Here is a 23,545-nt window from a genome sequence, read left to right as displayed (position 1 = left end):
CGAGAAAGGGAGGTACCGCCTTGTCGCAGGTAGAGGAATCCATCGAGGTCCGCGTGCCGGTGCACACCGCGTACAACCAGTGGACGCAGTTCGAGTCCTTCCCCGAGTTCATGGACGGCGTCGAGCGCATCGAGCAGCGCACCGACACCCTCACGCACTGGGTCACGAAGGTCGGCGGACAGGCGCGGGAGTTCGACGCGGAGATCACCGAGCAGGTCCCGGACGAGCGCGTCGCCTGGACCACCGTGGGCGGCGAGGCACGGCAGGCCGGTGTGGTGACCTTCCACCGCATCCAGGACGACACGACCAAGGTCATGTTGCAGATGGACTTCGATCCCAGCGGCATGGCCGAGACCGTGGGCGACAAGCTCGGCTTCGTGAAGCGGCAGGTCTCCGGCGATCTGCGGCGCTTCAAGGAGTTCATGGAGGCCCGCGGGGCGGAGACGGGCGCCTGGCGCGGCCAGGTCTGACCGGTCGTGCGGAAGGCCGCCACCACAACACGTGGTGGCGGCCTTCCGCTGTGCTCATCCCCTACGACGCCACCGGGGCGGCGATGCCGCTCCGGAAGAGCTGGCGTGTCTGCCGGCTCAGATCGCCCAGGCGCAGGGCGAGCCGTGTCGCGGCGTCGTAGAGGGCGTGGACCGCTTGGAGGCGCTCCAGCCGGGGAGCGAGGGCCGACAGGGCGATGGCCAGGGCCACGCCGGCCCAGGCCACCGGCCCGAGCGGGGTGCAGCCGAAGAAGTGGCTGACGCCGGGTGTCTGGACGAGGACGGCGAGGACGGCGGCCGAGCCGAGGGCCGTGACCCAGACCAGCGTGCTGTGGCGCCGTCCGGAGAGGGTCTGCACGAGCTGCGCGCCGACCACACCGCACAGGGCCATGGTGGTGGACCGGCGTTCGGTGCCGGGGGTGAGGCGGCCGATGAGGTACGCCGCGACCGCGCCGAAGCAGGTGGTGATGCCGCGGCGGCGGATGGAACGCAGCAGGGGCGCGCCCAGGACGTCGAGGCCCATCGGGCCGGTCGCGGCGTGCTCGGCGGTCGAGGGGTCGCTGCTGGGTGTGACCGCCACGGCCATGGCCGGGAACATGTCGGTGAGCAGGTTGACCAGCAGCAGTTGACGGGTCGACAGGGGCGAGGCGCCGGCGAGCAGGGTGCCGAGGACACTGAAGCCGACCTCTCCGGCGTTGCCGCCGATGAGGATGCTCACCGCGTCGGCCACGCTGCGCCACAGCGCGCGGCCCTCGGCGACCGCGTCCACGAGGACGGACAGGTCGCCGGTGGTGAGCACGAGGTCGGCGGCGTTGCGGGCGGCGGCGGAGCCGCGGGCCTCGACGCCGACCCCTACGTCCGCGGCGCGGATGGCGGCGGCGTCGTTGGCGCCGTCGCCGGCCATCGCCACGACCCGCCCGGCCTGTTGCAGGGCCTCCACAACGTGCAGCTTCTGCTCGGGTGCGACCCTGGCGATGACGCCCGCGCCGCGCAGGACCCGGACGCGTTCGCGGCGCTCCATGGCGACGAGTTCGTCACCGGTCACGGCTTCGGTCTCCTCCGGCCAGCCCAGTTGCAGGGCGATGGCGCGGGCGGTCTCCGGGTGGTCGCCGGTGAGCATGACGGGCAGGATGCCGGAGCGGCGCAGTTCCGCGAGCAGGGCGTGCGAGGTGTCGCGCGGGACGTCGGCGAGAGCCACGAAGCCGCTGAACTCCAGGTCGCCGAGGGGCAGGTCGAGTTCGGCCTCGGCGTCGTCGGCCCGGCAGGCGCGGCGGGCGACGGCGAGGACGCGCAGTCCCTGGCCGGCCAGTTCGTGGGCGGTGTCCCAGGCGTGGGCGGGCAGGTCCCGGCAGGCGGGCAGGATCGTCTCGGGGGCTCCCTTGACGACGAGGAGTTCGCCCCCGTCCGGGTCGCCGTCGCGCCCGATCGCGGCGGCGTATCCCCGGCGGGTCTCGAAGGGCAGCTCGCCCGTTGCCTCCCAGCCCTCGTCGGGCGGGGCGACGTCGAGGACGGCCTCGTCGGTGGCGTGCGCGACCCGGCGGCCCTCCCCCGTCTCCTCCTGGGGGCAGGCGCGTGCGGCCAGGCGGACGACCGGTGCGGCCTGTCCGTCGTCGGTGGCCAGGACGGTGCCGTCGGCGGTGGCGACGCGAACCAGGCGCAGTCTGTTCTCGGTGAGGGTGCCGGTCTTGTCGAAGCAGACGGTGTCGACCCGGCCGAGCGCCTCCAGGGTGCGCGGGGTGCGGACCAGGACACCGCGGCGGGACAGCCGGCGGGCCGCCGCCATCTGCGCGACGGTGGCGACGAGCGGCAGTCCTTCGGGCACGGCGGCGACGGCGACCGCGACTCCGCCGCTGACGGCCCGCCGGACGGGGCTGCCGCGCAGCAGGGACAGCGCGGTCACGGCAGCGCCGCCGGTGAAGGTCACCGGCAGGGCCTTGCGGGTCAGCTCCTGGAGCCGGGCCTGGACTCCGGCGGGCGGCGGGGTACGGGCGGCGAGGGTGACGGCCCGGCCCGCCTCGGTGCGGTCGCCGGTGTCCACGACGAGGGCGGTGGCCCGTCCGGCCACGACGGTGGTGCCCTCGAAGGCCATGCAGGTGCGCTGTGCCACGGGCAGGCCGGGTGTGGCCTCGACCGTCTTGGTCACCGGCAGGGACTCGCCGGTGAGCGCCGACTCGTCGACCTCCAGACCGTCGACCTCCAGCAGCCGGGCGTCGGCGGGTACGACGTCGCCGGCGCCGAGGCTGATCTCGTCGCCGGGCCGCAGCCGGGCGGCGTCGACGGTGACCGTGCGGTTGCGGCTGTCCTGCTTGCGGGCCTTGGGCTGCTGCCGGGCGGCGAGCCGGGCCAGGGCCTGTTCGGCGCGCAGCCGCTGGAGGCCGCCGGTCACGGCGTTGAGGTCCATGGCGCCGACGACGAGCAGCGCGTCGACGACCGAGCCGAGCAGAGCGGAGGCGACGGCGCCCGTGGCGAGAACGGGGGTCAGCGGGTCGTCCAGTTCACGGCGTACGGCGCCGGCCGCCTGCCAGGTCCAGCGGGCGGGAGTGGCCGCGGGATGCCGGGACACGCGTGCGGCCTGCTGCCGTGAGCGGGCGGCGAGCAGGGCTAGTCCGCGGGGCTCTCCGTCATGGTCGTCGCGCCGCAGCCGGTCGCGGGCCTCGTGGGGTTCCAGGGCGTGCCAGGGGATGTGCAGGCGTGGCTCCGGCGGGGTGGCCCGGGCGACGCGGACGGCTTCGAGCCAGCCGGTGATCAGGGCGTTGGCGGCGGCGATGTTGACGGGGGCGTGCCGGGTGAGGGGAAACAGGAGGTGCAGGCCGGGAGGCTGACCGCCGCGCGCGACCAGGAGTCCGGAGAGGGCTGCCCCGGCGCGCGCGAGGGTCTGTGACCGCCGTCCGACGCGCCGTGCCGCGGGAATCGCCGTGAGCAGCCGCCAGACGTCGGCGAGGCCGCCGGGGACCAGCGCGTCGACGCCCCAGGAGACGGCGCCCCCACCGTCGGTGAGGGCGACGGCCACGTCGCCGGCGGGCAGCCCGGCCGCGACGTGCCCGTCCCCTGACGCGTCCAGGCGGGCGACCGTCACGACGACGTGCCCCTGGTCCTGAAGGCCCCGTACGACGTCCCCGAACGGAACGCCGCTCGGGGCGACCTCGTCGGCGAGCCGGGTGATGTCCTTCAGGTCGGAGCCCCCCGCGATCACGACGTGCAGTCCTGCCCGGCGGGCGGCGTCCAGGACGGCCTCGGCGAACGGGTGGACCGGGTCGTCGGGGAGGCCGTCGCCGGTGTCGTCCTGGCTCAGGCTGCGCAGGGCGTCGGCGTGCAGGACGAGGGCGTCGGCGATCTCCAGCTGCCGCAGCCGCTCCCCGTCGCGCAGGAGGATCCCGGCGCGCGCGAGGAAGGTGCCGAGGGTCGCGCCGAAGGCGGCTGGTCCGTACCGGGCCGCCTTCGGGGATCCGGCGAGGACCGCTTCGGCGGCGTCGTTCGCGCTGTGGGTGACGAGGAGGGTGGCGGCGGCGCCGGCGAGGCTGCCGGTGCTGGCGTGGGAGGCGTACTCCGCGGCGGGGGTGACCTTGAGCGGTGGCCGGGCGTCCGTGGGACCGGGCAGGCTGGTGCGCGTGTGGTGGCAGACGTCGTCGTGCAGCGCCTCGAAGGCCGCGGCCCTGGCCACCGCCTCCGTGAGCTGGTTGCCGCGCAGGATGCCGTCGAGCACGAGCGCCAGCGGGGTCTGGCCGATGCCGTGGGCGGCGGCGTTGCCGGCGGCCAGGGCGAGTTCCATGCCGGACGTGCCGAACCGCTGCCGGAGCAGGGCCCGGAAGCGGGGGTTCTCGCGCAGCAGCGTGACGGTGGCGGTGATGATGCGCGAGGTGGGCGGGATCCGCAGGGACCGGCCGGCCAGGGCGCCGGCCGCGCCGGCGGCGTCCAGCAGGATCGCGGCCGCGGTGACGCGCACCTCGGCGGGGTCGCCGGGGTGGCTGGTGTCCCGGAGGTTCGGGTCGGCGCCCTGGTCCAGGCCGAGGCGGGTGGCGAGTGCGGTGGCCCGCTCGGCGACGCGGTCGGTGGCGGCGTCCTCGGCCACGGTGACCACGAGGCGGGACAGCCCTCCGTCCCAGTACGCCGTGAGCACGTCCGGGTGCTCGACCAGTTCCTCGGCGAGCTTGCGGGCAATGGCTTCGACCTCGCCGTCGGGGTGCCGCAGGGCGAGGTGAAGGCGCTGTCCGGCCTTCCAGTGCTGCCCGCCGGTCAGGGCGTTGCGGGCGACGTTGCGGACGCGGCGGGTGGTGTCGTAGACGGACGTCACCGACTGGGCGGTGCTGCGGGCGGCGCCTGCGGCGGCACCGGCCACGGCCCCGACGAGCGGGGTGACGTCGAAGCGTGTGAGCATTCGCTGCTGTCCCGACTCAGCCGGTGGGGCGGCTGTCGTGTGTCTGCCCGTGGGGCTGCTCCTCGCCGTGGTGCGCGGTGGCCTCGGCCACCTGCTTCAGCGCGGAGGCGGTGGCGGTGTCGCCGACCTTGGCGGGCTGTTCGTGGACGTGCTGTTCCGGCTGGTCGTGCCGGTAGCGGGAGGCGGCGAGTCTGCCGCCCGGTCCGTACGCGGAGGTGTCCTCGTCGTCCCGGCCGGACGGGGCGGAGCGGCGGTCCCCGCTCTCGCCGGACGGTGTTCCGCCGTTCGGGGACGCGCCGTCGGGCCGCTGCCCGGGGCGCGGCTGGGTGAACCAGGCGACGGCGGCACCGGTCACCGCCACCGGCCACTCCACCAGTCCGGCCACGCCGAGCACTCCGGCGCCGGCGTAGACGGCCATGCGGCGGCCGCGCGGCGAGACCGCGCCGATCGTGTCCAGCGCATCCGTGGCCACCTTGCCCACCTGCTCCGCACCCGGCAGGTGCCTGAGGCCCGAGGCCATGGCCCGCAAGGGCTGCGGAAGATCGGACGAACGTGATGTCTCCTGGTTCATGTCGACCTCCACGAGCGCGTTGTCCAGCGGCGTCATCCGGTTTCCCAGCTCTTTGCCCCATATTCCGCTTTTGTCGTGGTATGCGCTTGTCTTGTTCGGCCGGGTGTCAGAGGACCGTCTCACCGTCGTGGATCCCGCCCATGCAGCGCTTGGTGTACGACGGCGACCCTTCGCCCACCGCGGAGATGACGATCATGCCGCCACCGGCGATGCACTGGCTCGCGGTGACGTCCGCCGGGAGGGCGGCGGCAGTCGCCGGCACGGCGAGCGCGGTGGCGGCCAGGGCGGCGAGCAGGGCGTGCGACAACGTGCGCATCGGGGCTCCCTCAGGGATGGACGGCCGGACGGTCCGGCCCGTCCCAGGCTGGGCAGGGGGCGAGCCGGCCGCCACTCGGGAAGGGGAAGGGCCCGCGGCCCGGCCCGGGGCCCGGGAGCGGCGGCGCCGGGGTGAACTGGCCCCGCGGGGAGGGGAGATCGCGCTGGATCCGGGGCCCTCGTAAGCCGTCCGTGTCGGGCCGGGAGCGCCGGGTACTCAGTGCAGGCAAACAGGCCGTCTCGGGTCCGGACCCCGCACGGGAGCGGAGGGTCCGGTTCGGTGAAGGAGTGGTCATGACGCAGAACGGTGATGACGCGACGCTCGTCCGGCGACCGGGGATCCCCGACCTCCGGATGGCTCCGGAAGGAGCTGAGCCCGCGCCACCACAGGACCCGCAGGCGGACCAGCCGCCGCAGGAGCTGCCCCTGGACCGCAACCAGGCGATCCTGGAGGCGGCCAAGCAGGTCGGCGCCCTGCTGAAGCGCAAGGGGCACCTGTTCGCCCTGGCCGGGAGCGTGGCCGCGTACGCGCACGGCGGCGAGAAGAACATGCAGCACGACGTCGACTTCGCGATCCGCCCCGAGGACGCGGAAGCGGTGGCGGCCACGCTCCGCGAAGCGGGGCTGACGGTCTACACACCGCCGGAGGACTGGCTGATCAAGGCCACGTGTTTCGGGCAGCCGGTCGACATCATCTTCGAGTTGGCGCACCGGCCGGTGGGCGCGGACATGCTGGAGCGGGCCGAGGAGCTGTCGGTCGACTCGGTGCGCATGCCCGTGCTGGCCCCGACCGATCTGCTGTGGAGCCTGACCGCCGCGTTCTCCGAGCACCACTGCGATTTCGGGGCGGCCCTGCCCATCGCGCGTGCGCTGCGGGAGAAGGTCGACTGGGAACAGGTGCGGCGCGAGTGCGGGGACGAGCCCATGCCCGCGGCGTTCTTCTTCCTCCTGGAGCGCCTGAACGTCATCTGAAGGAGCACCCACATGAGCACCCTCGGTTCACAGGACGCGGGCGGCGGGCCGCCCGCGGAGAACCTGGAGTACCGCATCGCCCACCTCCAGGACCGCCTCGCCTCCGGCGAACTCGGTGAACTGGGCGTACGTGTCGAGGCCCGCGGCCGGACGGTGCTGCTGACCGGCACCGTGCCCTCGGCGCCCTGCCGCGAGGAGATCGTGCGCACCGTCGAGGAGGAGCTCGCCGGCTTCCCCGTGCACAGCGACCTCGTGGTCACCGAGGCGTCCTCCCCCGACCACGCGGAGGAGCTCTCATGATCCGCATCGCAGCCGTCGGAGACATCCACATGGGGCCCGAGAGCCAGGGGGTACTGCGCCCCGCCTTCGAGACCCTGCACGAGTGCGCCGACCTGCTGCTGCTGGCCGGGGACCTCACCCGGCACGGCACGCCCGAGGAGATGCGGGTGGTGGCCCGGGAGGTCCAGGACCTCGCCGTTCCGGTCGTCGCCGTCCTGGGCAACCACGACCACCACGACGACCGCCCGGACGAGGTCTCGGCCATCCTCCGCGACGCCGGCACGCAGGTGCTGGAGGGGCAGGGGACGGTCGTGGAGAGCGGCGGGGCGCGAATCGGCGTCGCCGGGACCAAGGGGTTCGGCGGCGGGTTCGTCGGCCGGTGCGCCGGGGAGTTCGGCGAGCCGGTCATGAAGGAGTTCGTCCGGTACTCCCGGCGCAGCGCCGACGGGCTGCGGGCCGCTCTGGAGCAACTGGGCGAGGACGGCTGTGACGCGCGGATCGCACTGACCCACTACTCCCCCGTCGCGGACACCCTGGCCGGCGAACCGCTGGAGATCTACCCGTTCCTGGGCAGCTATCTGCTGGCCGAGGCGATCGACACCGCCGGTGCCGACCTCGCGGTCCACGGGCACGCGCACGCCGGTACGGAGCACGGCATGACGAGCGGCGGTGTGCGGGTGCGCAACGTCGCCCAGCCGGTCATCGGACGGGCCTTCCACGTTTACCACCTGCCGGTCCGGGAGCCCGCCGCGACCGGTGCCGCCGCACAACAGGCCCGCTGAGCGGGCACCTTCCCCCTCCCCCCTTCCGCCGCCGGCCTTCGCCGGCGGCGGTTTCTGTTGCCCGCCGTCCGGCGCACCGCACCGTCCGGGTACCGCCTGTGGTGTGAACCCCCCGCCTGTGGTGTGAACCCCCCGCACGTCGCGCCCGTTTCAGGCATTTTGTCTGCTTAGCATGCGAACTCCGCGCTCCGCACGTCGGCGATGTCCCCACGCGTCCACTCGGGGCGCACGTGCCCCGTACGAGAGGACATCAGATGGCGCTGACGGGCCGTCAAAAACCACCCTCCGAGCATGCCTTCTCCCCGCACGACGCCGTACTGCGCAGCGCGGCGCCGCACCTCGCCCGCCGTCGCTTCCTGACCGTCACCGCGGCCGCCGCGATGCTCGCCTTCAGCACCAACCGGCCGGCGCGCGGCGCCACCGCCGCCCGAGAACGCGACGCCGCCCGGATCACCGACAACCCGTTCACCCTCGGCATCGCCTCCGGGGACCCGCTGCCCGACTCGGTGCTCCTCTGGACCCGGCTCGCGCCCCAGCCCTTCGCGGAGGACGGTGGCCTCGGCCAGGAACGGGTCGCCGTCTCCTGGGAAGTGGCGCTCGACGAGTGGTTCGTCATCGTCGAGCAGGAAGGCACCGCCACGGCCCATCCCGAGTACGCGCACAGCGTGCACGTCGACGTCAAGGGCCTGCGGGCGGACAGTGAGTACTACTACCGGTTCCGGGTGGGCACCTGGATCAGCCCCGTCGGCCGCACCCGCACCGCCCCGGCCCCGGGCAGTGACACCGACAGCCTGCGGCTGGCCGCCGTCGCCTGCCAGGCCTACCAGGACGGTTTCTACACCGCCCACCGGCATCTGTCGCAGGAGGACGTCGACGTGGTCTTCTTCCTCGGCGACTACCTGTACGAGTACGCCGTGGACTCCGCCGGCGGAGCCCGCCGCTACACCGACCGCAAGCTGCCCGACGTGTTCAACCGCGAGGCGACCACCCTCGCGGACTACCGGCTGCGCTACGCGCTCTACAAGAGCGACCCGGACCTCCAGGCCGCGCACGCCCAGCACCCGTTCGTCGTGACCTGGGACGACCACGAGACGGAGAACAACTACGCGGGCCCCTACGACGAGAAGGGCAGCGCTCCGGAGGAGTTCCTGGTCCGGCGGGCCGCGGCCTACCGGGCGTACTGGGAGAACCAGCCGCTGCGCGCCGAGCAGTTGCCGAACGGGCCCGACGCCCGGCTCTACCGGCGGCTGGCCTGGGGTTCGATCGCCCAGTTCGACATCCTCGACACCCGCCAGTACCGCTCCGACCAGGCCTACAGCGACCGGCCGCACGCACCGGGCGCCGAGTCGGACGATCCGGCCCGCACCCTCACCGGCGCCGATCAGGAGCGCTGGCTGCTGGACGGCTGGCAGAAGTCGAACGCGCTGTGGCACGTCCTGCCCCAGCAGGTGTGCTTCTCCCAGCGCAAGTTCGACCTGACCGAACCGGCCCGGGTCTCCATGGACGCGTGGGACGGCTACCGGGCCTCCCGCAGCCGTGTCATGGCGGGCGCGAAGGCCGCCGGCATCGACAACTTGATGGTCCTCACCGGTGACGTCCACGTCGGATACGCCTTCGACATCAAGGAGAACTTCGACGACCCGGCCTCCAAGACGGTCGGCACGGAGTTCACCTGCACCTCCGTCGCCAGCGGCGGCAACGGCACCGCGAAGCCGGCCGAGTGGGACACGTACATGAAGGCCAACCCCCACATGAAGTACTTCGACGGCCGGCGCGGCTACGTCCGGGTCGAGATGGGCCGCGAGAACGCCCAGGTGGACTTCCGGACCGTCCCGGCCATCACGACGCCCGGCGGGGGCATCTCGACGACCGCGTCCTTCGTGACCGAGGCGGGTTCGCCCGGCCTGAAGTCCGTGTGAGGCACCGGCCCGTACTGCACATGGCGCCGTTCCCCGCACCAAAGCGCGAAACGGCGCGGCCCGGGGTATCGCACCGGCCCGTTCCGGCAAGGCCTGTGCGGGAGCTCACCAAGATCGACACCCCTCTGATCGACACCCCTCATCGAACGCTCAGATCGAAGGAGACGCATCGCATGGTCCACAGACATGCCGTGACCGGTCGCCGGGTGGCGCTGACCGCGCTCGGCGCGCTCGTCGCCACCGGGATCCCCGCCGCCGTGGCGGCCGAGCCGACGCCCGCGGCGGGCCCCCTGCCCAGCGCCGCCCAGACCCTCGGCGCCGACCGGCCGTCGGCCCCGGTGCTGCGCGCCATGGAGCGCGACCTCGGGCTGACCCCCGCCCAGGCGTCCCGGCGCCTGGTCAACGAGGCGGAGGCGGGCACCCGGGCGGGGCGGCTGCGCAACGCCCTGGGCGAGCGTTTCGCGGGGGCCTGGCTGCGCGGCACGACCTCGCAGGAGCTCGTGGTGGCGACCACGGACGCCGCGGACGTGCCGGCCATCAAGGCGCAGGGCGCGAAGGCGAGCGTCGTGAAGAAGACGCTGCGCGACCTGAGGACCGCCAAGGAGAAGCTGGACGCGGCGGCCGCCCGGGTCGGCACCCTCGACACGCCGCTGTGGTACGTCGACATCCCGGGCAACCGGGTCGTGGTGGAGGCCGGGAGCAAGGCCGCCGCGGCGGGGTTCGTCAAGGCCGCGGGTCTCGACGCCAAGAGTGTGGGCGTGAAGGTCACGGCGAACCGGCCGCGGCTCATGGAGGACCTGACCGGCGGGGACGCCTACTACATCGACGGCACCGCCCGCTGCTCCATCGGGTTCTCCGTCACCAAGGGCGAGCAGGAGGGCTTCGCCTCGGCGGGCCACTGCGGCAAGCAGGGCGCCAAGACCACCGGGCACAACAAGGCGGACCAGGGCACCTTCCAGGCCTCCACGTTCCCCGGCAAGGACATGTCGTGGGTGGCCGTCACCGACCCGTGGAAGGCCACGCCGAACGTGAAGGGCGAGGGCGGGCAGACGGTGCAGGTCACCGGCTCGGTCCAGGCGCTGGTCGGGGCGGCCGTCTGCCGCTCGGGCTCCACCACGGGGTGGCACTGCGGCAAGGTCGAGCAGCACGACACCAGTGTCAGCTACGCCGAGGGCCGGGTGGACGGGCTGACCCAGACGACGGTGTGCGCCGAGCCGGGCGACTCGGGCGGGCCGTATGTCTCGGGCGTCCAGGCGCAGGGCGTGACGTCCGGGGGCAGCGGCGACTGCAAGACCGGCGGCACCACGTTCTACCAGCCGCTCAACCCGCTGCTCAGTGAGTTCGGCCTCACCCTGAAGACCGCCGAGGCCGAGTCCCCGGAGCCGCAGGGCAATGCGGCCCCGACGTGGGCCGCGGGCCGCGTGTACGAGGCGGGCGTCACGGTGACGCACGCGGGTGTGCGCTACCAGTGCCTGCAGACGCACCAGGCCCAGGGCCCCTGGGTTCCCGCCCACACCCCCGCGCTGTGGCAGCGGGTGTGACGAGGGGTCAGGGCTGCCCGGCGCCGGCGCGGCACGTGCCGTCGGCGCCGGGCGGGTCCGGCCGGTCCTCCGCGAGCAGGGCGTACGCGGTGGCGACAAAGGGGTCCTGGGCGCGGAAGCGGCGGGTGCAGACGGCCGCGAGTGCCGTGCCGGTGTCGGGGCGGAAGCCCAGGAACGCCTGCTGGCCGAGGGTGGCGCCGCTGTGGAAGAACATCGGTCCGCCGTCGGTGGGGTGACGGAACCAGGCGATGGTGTGCACGTGGCGGTGTGTCAGGCCCCGGCGGAGCACGGGAAGGCGCACCGCGCGCAGGGCGGGGGCGAGTTCCGGTGGCGCGTCGCCGGGCCGCAGCTGGGCCTCCAGGAAGGCGAGCAGGTCGTACGGCGTGGCCCGTACGGCGCCGGCCGCCTGGAAACCGCCGGCGTCGAAGGGCGGCACGGGTGTCTCGCCGTCCTTGCCGTGCCCGGCGGCGTCGAGCCCGGAGCCGTCCGCGTGCAGGGTCGTGCCGTCGAGGCCGAGCGGGCGCAGCACCTGGCCGGTGAGGAGGTCCTCCCACGGGGTGCCGGTCGCGGCGGCCAGGGCGTGCCCGAGGACGGCGACGCCGAAGTTGGAGTAGCGCCAGCGGGTGCCCGGGCGGTGCCGTTGCCGGTGGCGCAGGTAGGCGTCGACGACCCGGTCGGCCGGGAAGCGGGCGTAGGGGTTGGTGTTCCAGGCGGGCAGCCCCCGGCGGAGGAACCCGGCGGGGAGGGCGGGCAGTCCGGAGGTGTGGGTGATCAGGTGGGCGAGCGTCACCGGGGTCGCTCCGACGGGCCGCCCGTCGTCCAGGAGCGCGGTGGCCGGTTCGCCTCCGGAGAGCACGCCGGCGTCGGTGAGCCGGGCCAGGAGCAGGCCCGTGAACGTCTTGCTCGCGGAGCCGATCTCGTAGCGCAGGTCCTCGCGGGGCAGCGGCGGGGGCGGGGCGGTGCCGCCGCTCACGATGGTGCGGTGGCCGCCGCGCGAGAGGGCGAAGACGACGTCGGGGGCGTCCGACGCGGTGACGGCGTCCGCGAGCAGCCGGTCGTCCGGGGCGAGGTCGGCCCGTGGGACGGCCGCGGTCCGGTTCGGGTCCTCGGCGTCGAGCAGTCCGGGTTCGGCCGGCCACGGTGGCAGCGAACGGGTCGTCATGACGCGTGCGCCAGGCCGGACAGGGCACGTGAGGTGGCCAGGACCGAGGCGAAGGCGGCCACCAGGGTCGGGTGGTAGACGATGTCGAACACCTCGTCGGGCGTGCCCTCGGGCATCCTGCGGATCGCGGGCATCGCCCCGTCCGGCTGCTGCGCGGCGGCGAAGGCCTGCCAGGCCCGTTCGTCCAGGGTGGGCCGGGGCAGGCAGGCGTCGACGACGAGGAGTTCGCCGAGCAGGTCCCAGCGCTCCAGGTCCAGCCAGTCGTCGATCCACACCGGCAGCCAGGTCGCGAGGTAGTCGGCGATGCCGGGCGGCAGGCCGTCCGGGTCCTCGCCCCAGTCGGTGAGGTGGAAGACGGTGTGGGTGACGTCGTAGGCGATGTGGCCCTCGACGGTCCAGGGTTCCGGGGTCCGGGCCAGCCAGGTCGCGCCCACGAGGTCGGCCTCGGGCGGGCGGGGGGTGAGGCCGTAGCGGCGCTGGAAGGCGGAGAGGCCCAGCCGCCGGGTCGGGGTCGTCTCGAACGCGACCCAGCTGTCGAGCCGGTGGTTCAGTACGGCGGCCCGTTCGACGTCGGGCTGGCTGTAGCCCAGCTCCCTGAAGGGGAGGTACACCTCGAACGGGATGGGGGAGATCGGCTCGGTCCGCTGTCCGCGGACCAGCATCGTGCCGCCGTCGAGGGTCTCGCGCCAGGCGTGGTCGAGCAGCCGGCGTGCGAGCTGGGCCTGGCGCGAGCCGGCCACTCCCTCGCGGAACAGCACCTTGCAGATCAGTGCCAGTTCACCGACGGGCTTGAAGCGCTCCAGGAAGCCGACTTCGGGGTCCACGTCGGGTTCCAGGCGGAATCCGTCCCGGTGGGCCCACAGCCATTCGATGGCGCCCACTCCGACGGTGTGGATCAGGCGGGTGTCGGTCATACCGGTGCTCCTTGTCCGGCGGTGAGAGCCGCCGCGAAGGCCGCCATGAGGGTGGAGTGGTAGTGGTGTGCGAAGTACCGGCCCGGGTCACCCTCGTCCCCCTCCTCGGGGAGTGCGCCGGACGCGTCCTGGGCCGCCGCGATCCGCTGCCAGGCGTCGTCCGGTACGGCGTCGCCGGGCAGGCCGGGCACGCTCGCGGCCACGGCGAGCAGTTCGCAGCACAGGTCCCACATCCGCGCGTCCAGGCAGGTGTCGAGCCAGGGCGGCAGCCAGTCGGCGAGGTAGGCGGTGAGGTCGGACGGCACTCCCCCGGGGGCGCGTCCCCAGTCGGTGAGGTGGAAGACGACGTGGGTGAGCGCGTATCCGGCGGACCGCTCGAAGGTCCAGGGTTCCGGGAGGCCGCCCAGCCAGGTGCGGCGCAGCGCCCGCTCCACGGGCTCGTCCCGGTGCGTGCCGCTCCGTTCCTCGGCCTTGAGGACGCCCAGGCGGCGGGTCGGTTCCTGCTCGGTGAGCTGCCAGCCGCGGGTCCGGGCCACGGTGGCGGTGGCGGCTTCGTAAGCGGGGTGCCGGTATCCGGCCGCGGCCAGGGCGGCGTAGACCTCCAGCGGGTAGGTGGCGAAGGGTTCCAGTCGTTGCAGCAGGAGGAACAGCTCGCCGTCGCCGGTCTGCCGCCATGCGAAGGCCAGCAGGTCGGCCGCGCAGGTGTGCAGGGGGTCGGTCGGGGGCGTGCGGCGGGTGACGCTCGCGCAGACCTGGGCCAGTTCGCCGAGCGGCTTCCAGCTGCTGTTGACCTGTCCGTCGGCGGCCAGCGCGTCCTCGCCGAGGGCGAAGTCCGCGCGGTGCGCGGACGCCCAGGCGAGCGCGGTCCGCGCCACCCGCCGGATCTCCGGGGCCTGTGCCGTCGTCACACCATCGCTCCGGTGCGCAGGCGGCGGGCGGCTGTCACCTGGAGTGCGACGAGCGGGTCGTGACCGCCCATCAGTTCCACGAAATCCAGGCCCGGTTCGAGACCGAGCGTCTCGGGGACGCCGTGCAGCAGGGTGAGCCAGCGGCCGGCACCGGCGGCCTGCCGCCAGTCCCTGCGGCGCACCGCACGCACGAATCCGCGGGCGACGTCCACGGGGCGGCCCTGCGCCACGCGGGAGACGGCGCAGTCCTCGCCGGGCAGGGCGAGGGGGGCCAGCACGGCCAGTTGGTGGGTCAGGACCTGCCAGCTCGCGCCGTCGAGCCACTCGGCGCCGGGCTCGGTGCCGTCGGTGTGGGCGGCGGCGGACGGCGGGTCGAGCGTGCGCAGGGTGCGCCCCATGGCCCAGTGGCTCCACAGCACGGTGGGTGCCGCGTCGGGGCGGGGCGGGAAGGACTCCGCGGACTTGCGGAACACGGCGAGTTCGTCCGGGTCGGGCGGGGTGCCCAGCAGGACGGCCGGCAGCAACGCGTCGGCTCCCAGCACACGGACGGCCGCGAGGGCGAGGCCTCCCTCCTCCACGTCGACCGGCCCGGGGGCGGCCGCTCGCGCGTGGTCTCCGCCCCGGAGGGCGGAGACCACACTGGAGGCGAGGTCCTGCACCGCGCCCTGCAAGAGGGTCGAAGTGCCAGACTGCTCCATTGACTACTCCCGTCGATCACTAGCCCTTCTTCGGGCGCGGGGTCGGCGGCGACAGCAGCAGCTTGGTTGCCCCGGAGGACAGTGCCAGTGCTGCGCACTCACGGCTGTCGCGGTAGACCCCGTCGAGTTCGGTCGGGTCGAGTGCCGCCTCGATGTCGACACTCGGGATGCCGGTCAGTTCCTCGATGACCTTTTCCTTGGAAGGCATAGCACCATCTCCCTGAGCTGAAGCGAGTACCTTCACCTTCCGGATCTCCGGAATCGGACAAAGCATGCCAACTTTCTCAGAATTCACTTAAATAACATCTTCAACATCTCAGCCCCGAGGGACCGCCCCGCGTGCCACGACGCGCAGCGTGCGGACCGCCGAGTCGGCCGCGTCCGGGATGAGGACGCCGTGCTCGGCACCGCTGCGCAGGTAGTCCAGGACCTCGTCGGTGATGACCTCACCCGGCGCCACCACGGGGACCCCCGGCGGATAGGGGCTGATCATCTCCGCGGAGACCCGGCCCGCCGCCCGCCCGGCCGGCACGTGCTCGACCGGGGCGAAGAACGCCGCGCGGGGCAGCATGGCCTGCTCCAGTTCCAGTGCCGACGGCTCGGGAAGCCGGACCGGCGGACGCCGCTCGACGGAGTCCGCGTGCTCGACGAGCGCCCGCAGGGCGTCCAGCAGGACCTCCTCGGTCTCGTCGTCGTCCGCGCAGGTGACCGACGCGCTGATGCGGCAGCTGTCCGAACCGCCGACGTCCACGTGCCGGTGGTCGCGCAGCCACTCCACCGCCTGCATGCCGCTCATCCCGAGCTCGCGGACGTCGATCACGATCTTGAGCGGGTCGAGGTCGGCGGCGAGCCCCTCCGCCACGATCTCCCGGCCCATGGGCCGCAGTCCCGGCAGCTCGGCGGCCGCCGCCCGGATGCGGTGGGCACGGCGGATGGCCGCGTCCAGCAGCTCGTGTCCCTGCTCGACCATCTGCCGGCGCCAGCCGTCGAGCGTGGCGTGGACGAGGGAGGAGGCGCTGGTCGTACCGAGCAGGTCCTCCCGCTGGGCGAGGACCTCGGGCGCCACACGGTCGTACTGGAGGTGGAAGACCGAGCTCTGCTCCACCGCACCGCCCATCTTGTGCACGCTGGTGACCACCAGGTCGGCCTCGGCGTCCATGCCCCAGGCGGGCAGCTCGGGGTGGAACGGCAGGTGGGCGCCCCAGGCCTCGTCCACGATGACGGGCATGTCGTAGGCGTGGCACGCCCGGGCCACTCCCGCGATGTCGGCGCAGGAGCCCCAGTCGGTGGGCGTGATGAGCAGCATGCCCTTGGCGTCCGGGTGCTCCTTCAGGCGCCGTCGGACGTCGTCGGGCTCGGGCGGGTGGGCCAGATGACGTTCGGCGTCGAACCTCGGACGGACCCAGATCGGTTCGACGCCGTTGACGACGACGGCCGCGACGACGGACTTGTGGGCGTTGCGCGACAGCAGCAGCTTCTCCCCCGGCCCGGCCGCGGCGAGCATGGCGGTCTTCACGGACAGGGAGCTGCCGCAGGTCGAGAAGAACGCGTGCTCGGCGCCGACCGCGTCGGCCATCAGCTCCTGGGCCCGGCTCAGGACGCCCTGCGACTGGCGGCGGTCGTCGAGCCCGTTGAGGGAGAGCACGTCGGAGCGGAACACGTCGAGGCCGACGATCTGCGCCACCCGGGGGTCCACTCCCCTGCCCTGCTTGTGGCCGGGCGGACCGTAGGCGATGTCGCCGCGGCGCCGGAAGTCCGCCAGCGCCTCCAGGACGGGCGCGCGCGAGTGGTCCATGGTTCCTCCCGGGTCCGGCCCGCCCGAGCCGCCGCCGCGGCGTCCACGCTCTCGTGGCCCGGCGGGCACACCGACCGTGTTGACCCCGGACACCGGACGAAACGCCACGGGTGCCGTGCCGGCCGGGAGAGCGGCGGGAGCCCGGGGTGTCACGGCGGCGGGGAGTGAAACCCGGCCGGGACGAACCGGCATCGAGGAGACCCCCGTGACCCGTACCGTGCCCCGTACGCCCGACGCCGTGCACCGAGCCGTCCGCGCACACGTGACGGCCCGGGCCGACGCCCTGTGGGACGTGGCCCTGCGCCTGCACGCCGACCCCGAGCCCGCCTTCGCCGAGCACCGGGCGGCCGCCCTGCTGTCCGGTGAGCTGGAGCACGCCGGGTTCGACGTGGAGCGCGGTGTGGCGGGGATGCCCACGGCGTTCCGCGCCCGCCGGGGCCGGGGCAGGCCCGCCGTGGCGCTGCTGATGGAGTACGACGCCCTGCCCGGTCTCGGCCACGCGTGCGGCCACAACCTCATCGCGGCGGCCGGACTGGGTGCCGCGCTGGCCGTGGCCACCGCCCTGCCCGAGACGTCCGCCGGGACGGTGCTGGCGGTGGGCACGCCCGCCGAGGAGGGCGGCGGCGGCAAGGCCGTCGAGGTGGAGGCGGGGGTGTTCGACGAGGTCGACGCGGCGCTCATGTTCCACCCGGGCGTGTACAGCTGGGCGCGGGCGCCGCTGACGGCGCAGGTGCAGTACCGGGTGGCCTTCCACGGCCGGGCCGCCCATCCCACGGGCAACCCGACCGAGGGCGTCGACGCGCTGGCGGCGCTCGTGGAGCTGTTCAACGTGCTGGCCGTGCTGGGGCGGAGGCTGCCGGAGGGCTCGCACGTGCAGGGCATCGTCACGCACGGCGGAACGGCCACGAACATCGTCCCGGATTTCGCCGAGGGCCTGTTCGGGCTGCGGGCGGCCACGACGGCGGCGCTGGAGGACCTGACGGAGCGGCTGCGGGTGTGCGCAAACGGGGTGGCCCGGGCCACCGGCACCACCGCCGAGGTGGAGCGGGCCACCGTGCGCTACGAGCACTTCCGGGACAGCCGGGTGCTGTCCGAGCGGTTCGCCGCGCACCTGGCCCGGGCCGGGGTCGCGCTGTCGCCGCCGGCGCCCGGCGTGTACCTGGGCTCGTCCGACATCGGCAACGTCAGCACGCGGGTGCCCGCCATCCACCCGTTCGTCGCGATCATGGGCGGGGACGGCTCTGACCACACCCCGGAGTTCGCCGAGGCGGCCGCCTCGCCCCGGGCCCGCGTGGTGCTGCTCGCCGCGACCGAGGCGCTCGCCTGCACCGCCGCCGACGTCCTGCTGTCCGGCGAACTGCGCGAGGAGGCCTGGGCGCGGCACCGGGCGGTGTGAGTGGTTCGGCTCCGGCTGGGGAACCCGGCGAACGCTGTACCCACCGACCCCCTGGAGAGGGCCATGAGTCTGTTGCGAGTGCTCGGCCGCCCCATGCTGGCCTCGATGTTCCTCACGGGCGGCCTGAGTTCCGTCCGCGACCCGGAGCAGGTCGCCGACGCCGCCGAGCCTGTCGTCCAACCGGTCACCGAGCGCGTCCCGGCCCTGCCGGACCGCACCGAGCAGGTCGTGCGCCTCAGCGGCGCCGTACAGGTCGCCGCGGGGCTGATGCTGGCCACCGGGCGCATGCCGCGTCCGGCCGCGCTGGCCATCGCGGCCACCCTGGTGCCCACGACGCTGGCCGGGCACCGCTTCTGGGAGGCGGAGGACCCCGAGGAGCGGGCCCAGCAGCGCATCCACTTCTTCAAGAACCTGTCCATGCTCGGCGGGCTGCTGATCGCCGCCGACGACACCGGCGCCCGCCCCTCGGTGGTGTGGCGCGGCACGCACGCCGCCCGTGGTCTGCGGCGCGACGCGGGTCTGGTGCGCCGCTCCGTGCGTGCCACCGCACGGCCTGCCGCCGCGGCCGGGCGCGTCCGGGCCAAGCTCCCCGCGTGAACCGCCGGACCCGCCCGGCCCGCCGGTGCGGCACCGGCGGGACCGCACGTTAACCCCATGGGGCCGGGGGGACCCGAGCGCTGGAGGTGAAGGACATGGGACACGGAGGAAACGTCATCGACGAGCTGGTGACCGATCACCGCGAGGTCGAGGAGATGTTCGGCAGGATCGAGGCACTGCCGTCCGGCCACCAAGACCGCAAGGTGTACGCCGACCAGGTCACGATGGAGCTCGTACGGCACTCGGTGGCCGAGGAGGCCTACCTCTACCCGGCGGTCCGCGAGCACGTGGCCGGTGGGGACGCCATCGCCGACCAGGAGCTCCAGGACCACGCCACGGCCGAGCAGATCATGAAGGACCTGGAGGGCTGCGACGCGGGCGACGCCGAGTTCGACCGGCTGATGGGCATGCTCATGAGCGAGATCCGCTCGCACATCGCCGACGAGGAGGGCAACCTCTTCCCGCGGCTGCGGCAGGCCTGTCCGATGGACGCGCTCAACGAGCTGGGCGACAAGGTGCGCAAGGCGAAGAAGACCGCTCCGACCCGGCCCCACCCGGCGGCCCCCGACAAGCCGCCGGCGAACAAGCTCCTGGCCCCGGGCACCGGGATGGTGGACCGGCTGCGGGACGCGCTGAGCGGCCGCGGCACGTTCGAGTAGGGCCGTCACCGTCTGTGCGGGGTCCGTCGCCGAGGCGACGGGCCCCGCTTCCGTGTGTGTGCGTGTGAGTAACCACACTGTGACCCCAACGCCCGTGTGCGGCAGGGAGTTTGGAAGGTGCGGGACGGCGGATCACGGTGCGGTGGAACCGCTTCTCCGGCCTCCTCTGCCACGATGGGCGGCGCCGTACCCGTCGAGGGGAGCCACCGCGCAGCGCGGCCGGTGTGCCCCGCCCCCTCGTCCCCTTCTCCTGAGTCCTCCGACTCGTCTCCGAGTACCGCACTGTGTCTTCCTCCCCCTCCCCTGCCCTGCCCGCCTCCCGTTCGCCCTGGCGGTCGCTGCGGTACCGCAGCATGCGCTGGTGGTCCGTCGCGAACTTCGTGTCGAACGCCGGTACGTGGATGCAGCTCACCGTGCAGAACCTGCTGGTCCTGCAGATCACCGGGTCCGCCGCCGCGACGGGTCTGTCCATGTCCGTGCAGGCCGCCCCGGCGCTGCTGATCAGCGTGCTGGGCGGGGCCGCCGTCGACCGGTGGCCCCGCAAGCTGACGGCAGCCGTGAGCCAGGCGCTGCTCGGCGCTGTCGCGTTCACCACGGCCGTCCTCGTGGCACTGGACCGGATCGACATGACCTCGCTGATGGTGCTGGCTGCCGTCACGGGTGTCGTCGCGACCGTCGACAACCCGGCGTGCGCGCTGCTGGGCAACGACCTCGTGCCCGCGGAGGACGTGCCCTCGGCCATCGGCGTCGGGGCGCTGGTGCACCAGGCGGGCCGGCTGGTGGGAGCGGCCCTGGCCGGTGTGGCGGTCGGGTTCCTCGGCACGTCCGCCGCGTACTTCGCGAACGGTCTTTCGTTCCTCTTCGTGGCCGCTGTCATCCCGTTCCTGCGCCCCGCCGCCGGAGCGGTGCGGCAGACCGGCCGGGAGCCCGGGGGCGCCGGCTCGGACCTGACCGTGCGCGAGGGGCTCGCCTACTTCGTGCGGCGGCCGCGCCTGGTCGCGCTGGCGGGTGTGACCGGGATCAGCGCGGTGTTCGGCCGCAACTACGGACTCACCCTGGCCGTGCTCGTCACCGGGCCGCTCGCGGGAGGCGCCGGTTCGTTCGGCACGGTGTCGACCGTGCTCGCCGCCGGTGGCATCCTCGGCGCGGTCCTGGGCGCCCGGCTGCGCCGGCCGTCGGTGCGGCTCGTGGGCGCCCTGGCGGCCGCGGGGGCGCTGCTGCAGGTCGTGGCGGGCCTGTCGCCGTCGCTGGCGGTGCTGATCGTGCTGGTACTGCCCATGGCCGTGGTGGAGTCGGTCTCCGACACGGCCGGTACGGCCGTCCTCCAGACGGATCCGCCTGCCCACCTGCGGGGACGGGTGCTGGGCGTGTGGGGCAGCATCGGCACGGTGTGGGGCCTGGGCGGCCCGCCGGCACTCGGCCTCCTCATGGAACTGGCCGGCCCCCGCGGCGCCCTCGTCGCCGGGGGACTGCTCATCGCCGGCGCGATCGGGGCGGGCTCCCTGCTGCGCCGGCGCCGGGCCGCGGCGCCCGTGCTGCTCCGCAAGGAGGACCACGACGCCCTGGGCAAGCCGGCCCTGAGCCCGGCCGCCTGAGCTGCCTCGCCCCAAGGGGCCGGGCGCGCGGCCCGCACCCGCAGGGCTGCGTCCCGGACGCCCTACGGTCGCAGGGCCGCCTCCGCCGCCACCGCCGCGCGGCGGGCCAGCAGGGTCGTGGAGCGGCCGTCGAGGTAGGGCAGGACGACGGCCTGGCCGCCCCAGGTGCGGAGCACCTCCGCTTCGGGCAGGTCCTGGACGGAGTAGTCGCCGCCCTTGACCCAGACGTCCGGCCGCAGCCGGGCCAGTACCGCCTCGGGGGTGTCCTCCTCGAAGACCGCGACGGCGTCGACGCTGCCCAGCGCGGCCAGCACGCGGGCACGGTCGGCCGCCGGGTTGAGCGGACGGCCCGGCCCCTTGCGGCGGGCGACGGACGCGTCGGAGTTCAGGCACACGATGAGGCAGTCGCCGATGCGCCGGGCGCTCTCCAGCAGGCCGACATGACCCGCGTGCACCAGGTCGAAGCAGCCACCGGTGGCGACGACGGTGCCGCCCCGGGACCTGACCCGCTCGGCAAGGCCGAACGCGTCGTGCACGGGATCGGCGGCGGGGCCGGGGGCGGGCTCGGTCCGCCACAGGTCGGGGTTGCCCGCCCCGCCCGCCGCGACGAACGCGGCCGCCTCGGCGACGGCCCGTTGCAGCGCCTCCTCGGGCAGCAGGCCGTCGGCGAGGGCCGCCGCCGTCGTGGCGGCGAAGCAGTCGCCGGCGCCACAGGGGTCCCCGGCGGCCCGGTAGGGCACGGGGACGAGCATCGGGGTGCCGGAGCCCGGCCGGACCAGCAGCACCCCGCGTTCGCCGAGGGTGACGGCGACACCGGCGGCCCGCCAGCGCTCGGCGAGACGGGCCCCCCTCTCGGCGTACGCGCCCAGCGTGGTGTCCCCGGAGCCGGGGTGCAGGGCCCGTGCCTCGGCCGCGTTGGGGGTGACGAGGCGGGCTCCCGGCACCGGCGGGTCGCCCTTGGGGTGCGGGTCCCACACCAGGGGCGTGCGGCGGGCGGCGTCCTCCAGGAGCGGCCGCAGGGCACCGGCCGTGTGCCGGCCGTAGTCGGCGACCAGGACGGCGTGCGCGCCGGCCAGAGCCTCACGGACCGCGTCACCGGGTTCGCCGGGGGTGCCGCCGCCCCGGTCGATGCGGACCACCGGCCGCCCGCCCGCGAGGACACGGGTCTTGACCGGCAGCGTGCCGTCCAGCGGGATCTCCAGCAGCCCGACCCGGCCGCGCAGCCCGCGCCGTACCGCCTCGCTGGCCTCGTCGTCGCCGAGCGCCGTCACCAGGACCACGTCCCGGCCACCGCGGGCGGCCAGGGCGGCGGCCAGTCCGGCTCCGCCGGGGTGGCGGCGATCCCCGGTGACGTCGACGACGGGGGCGGGGGCGTCCGGGGCGAGGCGGGTGGAGACGCCTTCGATGTCCTCGTCGAGGAGGACGTCCCCGACGACGACGAGCGGGTGGGGCCCGGTCATGAGGTGCTCCCGTGGGTGAGGACGGCGCGGCGTGCCGGCAGCGCGGACACGGCCGTGTCGAAGCACTCGCAGAGCAGGTGGACGGCGACGAGGTGGATCTCCTGGACGTTGGCGGTGCTGCCGGCGTCGATGCACAGCGACTCGTGGGCGGCTTCCGCCAGGGGGTTGGGGCCGCGTCCGGTCAGAGCCCACACACGCAGTCCGGCCTGCCGGGCCGTCACGGCGGCGGCGATGAGGTTGGGGCTGCGCCCCGAGGTGGAGAGCAGCATCAGGACGTCGCCGGGGCGGCCGTGGGCGGTGACCTGACGGGCGTAGACGTGGTCGAAGCCGTAGTCGTTGCCGATGGCGGTCATGCTGGACGTCTCGGCGTGCAGGGCGAGCGCGGAGTAGGCGCGGCGTTCCCGGCGGTAGCGGCCGACCAGTTCGGCGGTGAGGTGCTGGGCCTGGGCGGCGCTGCCGCCGTTGCCCGCGGCCAGCAGCCGTCCGCCGCCGGTGAGGACGTCGGCGAGGCGGCCGCCCCAGTCCGCCACCCTGTCGAGTCCGTGCCTGCGGAACCCTCCGAGGGATTCCTCCAGTGACCGGCAGTGCAGTCGCGCGGTTTCCAGGACGGGGTGTGCGGGGGGTTCGCTCATGTCGATCGGGCGTACCGCCGTGGGTGACGGCGGCGAACCCGCACCTCCTTCGGATGTCGAACGTCGGGCCGTGGTGGCTGTCGTCGGGCGGGGAGCGGGACCGGGCGGTCAGCCGGCGCGGGTCGCGGCGGGCTCGGTGTCGAGGACTTCGCAGTAGGCGGCCTCGGTGGCGGCGGCGACCCGGCCCCAGCCGTACCGGCTCAGGACGCGTCGGCGGCCGGCCGCACCGCAGGCGGCGCGGGCCGCCGGGTCGGTGAGCAGCGCGGCGACGGCGGCGGCCAGGGCCGCCGGGTCGCGGGGCGGCACCAGACGCCCGGTGCCCGGGTCGGCGACGGTGTCGAGCTGCCCGCCGACCGCGCTGGCCACCACGGGCACGCCACAGGCCATGGCCTCCAGCGGGACGATGCCGAAGGGTTCGTAGTCGGCGGGGCACACGACGACGTCCGCGGAGCGCAGCAGCGACGGCACCTCCTCGCTGGGCAGGGCG

At 74.4% G+C, this 23,545-nt stretch carries 22 protein-coding genes; 10 read left to right on the top strand and 12 right to left on the bottom strand.

All coding sequences use genetic code 11. The features are described 5' to 3' along the window. Positions 1 to 20: 20 nt before the first annotated feature. A complete protein-coding gene (locus GTY56_RS24575) occupies positions 21 to 470 on the top strand; it encodes an SRPBCC family protein (RefSeq protein WP_161367504.1) in 450 nt (149 codons plus the stop codon). 61 nt (positions 471 to 531) lie between these two features. Here GTY56_RS24575 and GTY56_RS24570 read toward each other — a convergent pair whose 3' ends face one another. The 3 genes from GTY56_RS24570 to GTY56_RS24560 form a co-directional block, all read right to left on the bottom strand. After that, positions 532 to 4,863 carry a cation-translocating P-type ATPase gene (locus GTY56_RS24570; RefSeq protein ID WP_161367503.1) on the bottom strand — a complete coding sequence of 1,444 codons (4,332 nt, stop codon included), beginning with the start codon at positions 4,861 to 4,863 and terminating at the stop codon, positions 532 to 534. 16 nt (positions 4,864 to 4,879) lie between these two features. Further along, a complete protein-coding gene (locus GTY56_RS24565) occupies positions 4,880 to 5,470 on the bottom strand; it encodes a hypothetical protein (protein ID WP_237525006.1) in 591 nt (196 codons plus the stop codon). 70 nt (positions 5,471 to 5,540) lie between these two features. Then, on the bottom strand, positions 5,541 to 5,750 hold the full coding sequence (locus GTY56_RS24560) for a hypothetical protein (RefSeq protein ID WP_161367502.1): 210 nt from the start codon (positions 5,748 to 5,750) through the stop codon (positions 5,541 to 5,543). Positions 5,751 to 6,043: 293 nt separating this feature from the next. On the opposite strand from GTY56_RS24560, the gene GTY56_RS24555 reads away from it, so the two are divergent. From GTY56_RS24555 to GTY56_RS24535, 5 genes are all read left to right on the top strand, one after another. After that, positions 6,044 to 6,721 carry a nucleotidyltransferase family protein gene (locus tag GTY56_RS24555; protein WP_033311752.1) on the top strand — a complete coding sequence of 226 codons (678 nt, stop codon included), beginning with the start codon at positions 6,044 to 6,046 and terminating at the stop codon, positions 6,719 to 6,721. A 12-nt stretch (positions 6,722 to 6,733) separates the two neighbouring features. Then, entirely contained in the window at positions 6,734 to 7,021 is a 288-nt protein-coding gene (locus GTY56_RS24550; RefSeq protein WP_161367501.1) for a BON domain-containing protein, read from the top strand. Beyond that, entirely contained in the window at positions 7,018 to 7,782 is a 765-nt protein-coding gene (locus tag GTY56_RS24545; protein WP_161367500.1) for a metallophosphoesterase family protein, read from the top strand. The genes GTY56_RS24550 and GTY56_RS24545 overlap by 4 nt, the downstream gene beginning before the upstream one ends. A 254-nt stretch (positions 7,783 to 8,036) precedes the next feature. Further along, positions 8,037 to 9,701 (top strand): alkaline phosphatase D family protein, encoded by a 1,665-nt coding sequence (locus GTY56_RS24540; protein ID WP_161367499.1) that lies wholly within the window; start codon positions 8,037 to 8,039, stop codon positions 9,699 to 9,701. A 173-nt stretch (positions 9,702 to 9,874) separates the two neighbouring features. After that, positions 9,875 to 11,242: an alpha-lytic protease prodomain-containing protein gene (locus tag GTY56_RS24535; RefSeq protein WP_161367498.1), complete on the top strand. Its 1,368-nt coding sequence runs from the start codon at positions 9,875 to 9,877 to the stop codon at positions 11,240 to 11,242. Positions 11,243 to 11,249: 7 nt separating this feature from the next. Here the strand turns inward: GTY56_RS24535 and GTY56_RS24530 are convergent, their stop codons facing one another. From GTY56_RS24530 to GTY56_RS24505, 6 genes are all read right to left on the bottom strand, one after another. Further along, positions 11,250 to 12,404 (bottom strand): serine hydrolase domain-containing protein, encoded by a 1,155-nt coding sequence (locus GTY56_RS24530; protein WP_161367497.1) that lies wholly within the window; start codon positions 12,402 to 12,404, stop codon positions 11,250 to 11,252. After that, positions 12,401 to 13,318, bottom strand: a complete 918-nt coding sequence (locus tag GTY56_RS24525; RefSeq protein WP_161367496.1) for a DUF6895 family protein — start codon at positions 13,316 to 13,318, stop codon at positions 12,401 to 12,403. Before GTY56_RS24525 ends, GTY56_RS24530 begins: the two co-directional genes overlap by 4 nt. After that, a complete protein-coding gene (locus tag GTY56_RS24520) occupies positions 13,315 to 14,226 on the bottom strand; it encodes a DUF6895 family protein (RefSeq protein WP_346345562.1) in 912 nt (303 codons plus the stop codon). Before GTY56_RS24520 ends, GTY56_RS24525 begins: the two co-directional genes overlap by 4 nt. Continuing rightward, entirely contained in the window at positions 14,223 to 14,924 is a 702-nt protein-coding gene (locus GTY56_RS41400) for a hypothetical protein (protein ID WP_161367495.1), read from the bottom strand. Before GTY56_RS41400 ends, GTY56_RS24520 begins: the two co-directional genes overlap by 4 nt. 19 nt (positions 14,925 to 14,943) lie before the next feature. Further along, the gene (locus GTY56_RS24510; RefSeq protein ID WP_161367494.1) at positions 14,944 to 15,132 is read right to left on the bottom strand and encodes a hypothetical protein; all 189 of its coding nucleotides are present in this window, start codon (positions 15,130 to 15,132) and stop codon (positions 14,944 to 14,946) included. 108 nt (positions 15,133 to 15,240) lie between these two features. Then, on the bottom strand, positions 15,241 to 16,719 hold the full coding sequence (locus GTY56_RS24505) for an aminotransferase class I/II-fold pyridoxal phosphate-dependent enzyme (RefSeq protein ID WP_161367493.1): 1,479 nt from the start codon (positions 16,717 to 16,719) through the stop codon (positions 15,241 to 15,243). A 205-nt stretch (positions 16,720 to 16,924) separates the two neighbouring features. Here GTY56_RS24505 and GTY56_RS24500 point away from each other — a divergent pair, with 205 nt between their 5' ends. From GTY56_RS24500 to GTY56_RS24485, 4 genes are all read left to right on the top strand, one after another. Further along, the gene (locus GTY56_RS24500; protein WP_524540140.1) at positions 16,925 to 18,115 is read left to right on the top strand and encodes an amidohydrolase; all 1,191 of its coding nucleotides are present in this window, start codon (positions 16,925 to 16,927) and stop codon (positions 18,113 to 18,115) included. A 63-nt stretch (positions 18,116 to 18,178) separates the two neighbouring features. Beyond that, positions 18,179 to 18,712 carry a DoxX family protein gene (locus GTY56_RS24495; protein ID WP_161367492.1) on the top strand — a complete coding sequence of 178 codons (534 nt, stop codon included), beginning with the start codon at positions 18,179 to 18,181 and terminating at the stop codon, positions 18,710 to 18,712. 95 nt (positions 18,713 to 18,807) lie between these two features. Continuing rightward, positions 18,808 to 19,371: a hemerythrin domain-containing protein gene (locus GTY56_RS24490; protein ID WP_161367491.1), complete on the top strand. Its 564-nt coding sequence runs from the start codon at positions 18,808 to 18,810 to the stop codon at positions 19,369 to 19,371. A gap of 353 nt (positions 19,372 to 19,724) precedes the next feature. Continuing rightward, positions 19,725 to 20,966, top strand: coding sequence for an MFS transporter (locus GTY56_RS24485; protein WP_237525005.1), 1,242 nt, complete (start codon positions 19,725 to 19,727; stop codon positions 20,964 to 20,966). 62 nt (positions 20,967 to 21,028) lie between these two features. Here GTY56_RS24485 and rfaE2 read toward each other — a convergent pair whose 3' ends face one another. The 3 genes from rfaE2 to GTY56_RS24470 form a co-directional block, all read right to left on the bottom strand. Beyond that, the gene (gene rfaE2 / locus GTY56_RS24480; RefSeq protein ID WP_161367489.1) at positions 21,029 to 22,426 is read right to left on the bottom strand and encodes a D-glycero-beta-D-manno-heptose 1-phosphate adenylyltransferase; all 1,398 of its coding nucleotides are present in this window, start codon (positions 22,424 to 22,426) and stop codon (positions 21,029 to 21,031) included. Beyond that, positions 22,423 to 23,058, bottom strand: a complete 636-nt coding sequence (locus GTY56_RS24475; RefSeq protein WP_161367488.1) for a D-sedoheptulose-7-phosphate isomerase — start codon at positions 23,056 to 23,058, stop codon at positions 22,423 to 22,425. The genes rfaE2 and GTY56_RS24475 overlap by 4 nt, the downstream gene beginning before the upstream one ends. A 108-nt stretch (positions 23,059 to 23,166) precedes the next feature. Next, on the bottom strand, positions 23,167 to 23,545 hold a 379-nt coding region (locus GTY56_RS24470; protein WP_161367487.1), incomplete at its 5' end, for a glycosyltransferase.

This window comes from Streptomyces sp. SID5643, assembly GCF_009872555.1.
In the GTDB taxonomy this organism is placed as follows: domain Bacteria; phylum Actinomycetota; class Actinomycetes; order Streptomycetales; family Streptomycetaceae; genus Streptomyces; species Streptomyces iakyrus.
This window is presented reverse-complemented; position numbering and strand designations above follow the sequence as displayed.

Excerpts from the sequence above, each read along its gene's own strand:
- GTY56_RS24560 (WP_161367502.1), bottom strand. The coding sequence starts at position 5,750 with ATGCGCACGTTGTCGCACGCCCTGCTCGCCGCCCTGGCCGCCACCGCG.
- GTY56_RS24565 (WP_237525006.1), bottom strand. The coding sequence starts at position 5,470 with ATGACGCCGCTGGACAACGCGCTCGTGGAGGTCGACATGAACCAGGAG.
- GTY56_RS24550 (WP_161367501.1), top strand. The coding sequence starts at position 6,734 with ATGAGCACCCTCGGTTCACAGGACGCGGGCGGCGGGCCGCCCGCGGAG.
- GTY56_RS24555 (WP_033311752.1), top strand. The coding sequence starts at position 6,044 with ATGACGCAGAACGGTGATGACGCGACGCTCGTCCGGCGACCGGGGATC.
- GTY56_RS24495 (WP_161367492.1), top strand. The coding sequence starts at position 18,179 with ATGAGTCTGTTGCGAGTGCTCGGCCGCCCCATGCTGGCCTCGATGTTC.
- GTY56_RS41400 (WP_161367495.1), bottom strand. The coding sequence starts at position 14,924 with ATGGAGCAGTCTGGCACTTCGACCCTCTTGCAGGGCGCGGTGCAGGAC.
- GTY56_RS24545 (WP_161367500.1), top strand. The coding sequence starts at position 7,018 with ATGATCCGCATCGCAGCCGTCGGAGACATCCACATGGGGCCCGAGAGC.
- GTY56_RS24490 (WP_161367491.1), top strand. The coding sequence starts at position 18,808 with ATGGGACACGGAGGAAACGTCATCGACGAGCTGGTGACCGATCACCGC.
- GTY56_RS24530 (WP_161367497.1), bottom strand. The coding sequence starts at position 12,404 with ATGACGACCCGTTCGCTGCCACCGTGGCCGGCCGAACCCGGACTGCTC.
- GTY56_RS24570 (WP_161367503.1), bottom strand. The coding sequence starts at position 4,863 with ATGCTCACACGCTTCGACGTCACCCCGCTCGTCGGGGCCGTGGCCGGT.
- GTY56_RS24475 (WP_161367488.1), bottom strand. The coding sequence starts at position 23,058 with ATGAGCGAACCCCCCGCACACCCCGTCCTGGAAACCGCGCGACTGCAC.
- GTY56_RS24505 (WP_161367493.1), bottom strand. The coding sequence starts at position 16,719 with ATGGACCACTCGCGCGCGCCCGTCCTGGAGGCGCTGGCGGACTTCCGG.
- rfaE2 (WP_161367489.1), bottom strand. The coding sequence starts at position 22,426 with ATGACCGGGCCCCACCCGCTCGTCGTCGTCGGGGACGTCCTCCTCGAC.
- GTY56_RS24510 (WP_161367494.1), bottom strand. The coding sequence starts at position 15,132 with ATGCCTTCCAAGGAAAAGGTCATCGAGGAACTGACCGGCATCCCGAGT.
- GTY56_RS24525 (WP_161367496.1), bottom strand. The coding sequence starts at position 13,318 with ATGACCGACACCCGCCTGATCCACACCGTCGGAGTGGGCGCCATCGAA.
- GTY56_RS24535 (WP_161367498.1), top strand. The coding sequence starts at position 9,875 with ATGGTCCACAGACATGCCGTGACCGGTCGCCGGGTGGCGCTGACCGCG.
- GTY56_RS24540 (WP_161367499.1), top strand. The coding sequence starts at position 8,037 with ATGGCGCTGACGGGCCGTCAAAAACCACCCTCCGAGCATGCCTTCTCC.
- GTY56_RS24485 (WP_237525005.1), top strand. The coding sequence starts at position 19,725 with ATGCGCTGGTGGTCCGTCGCGAACTTCGTGTCGAACGCCGGTACGTGG.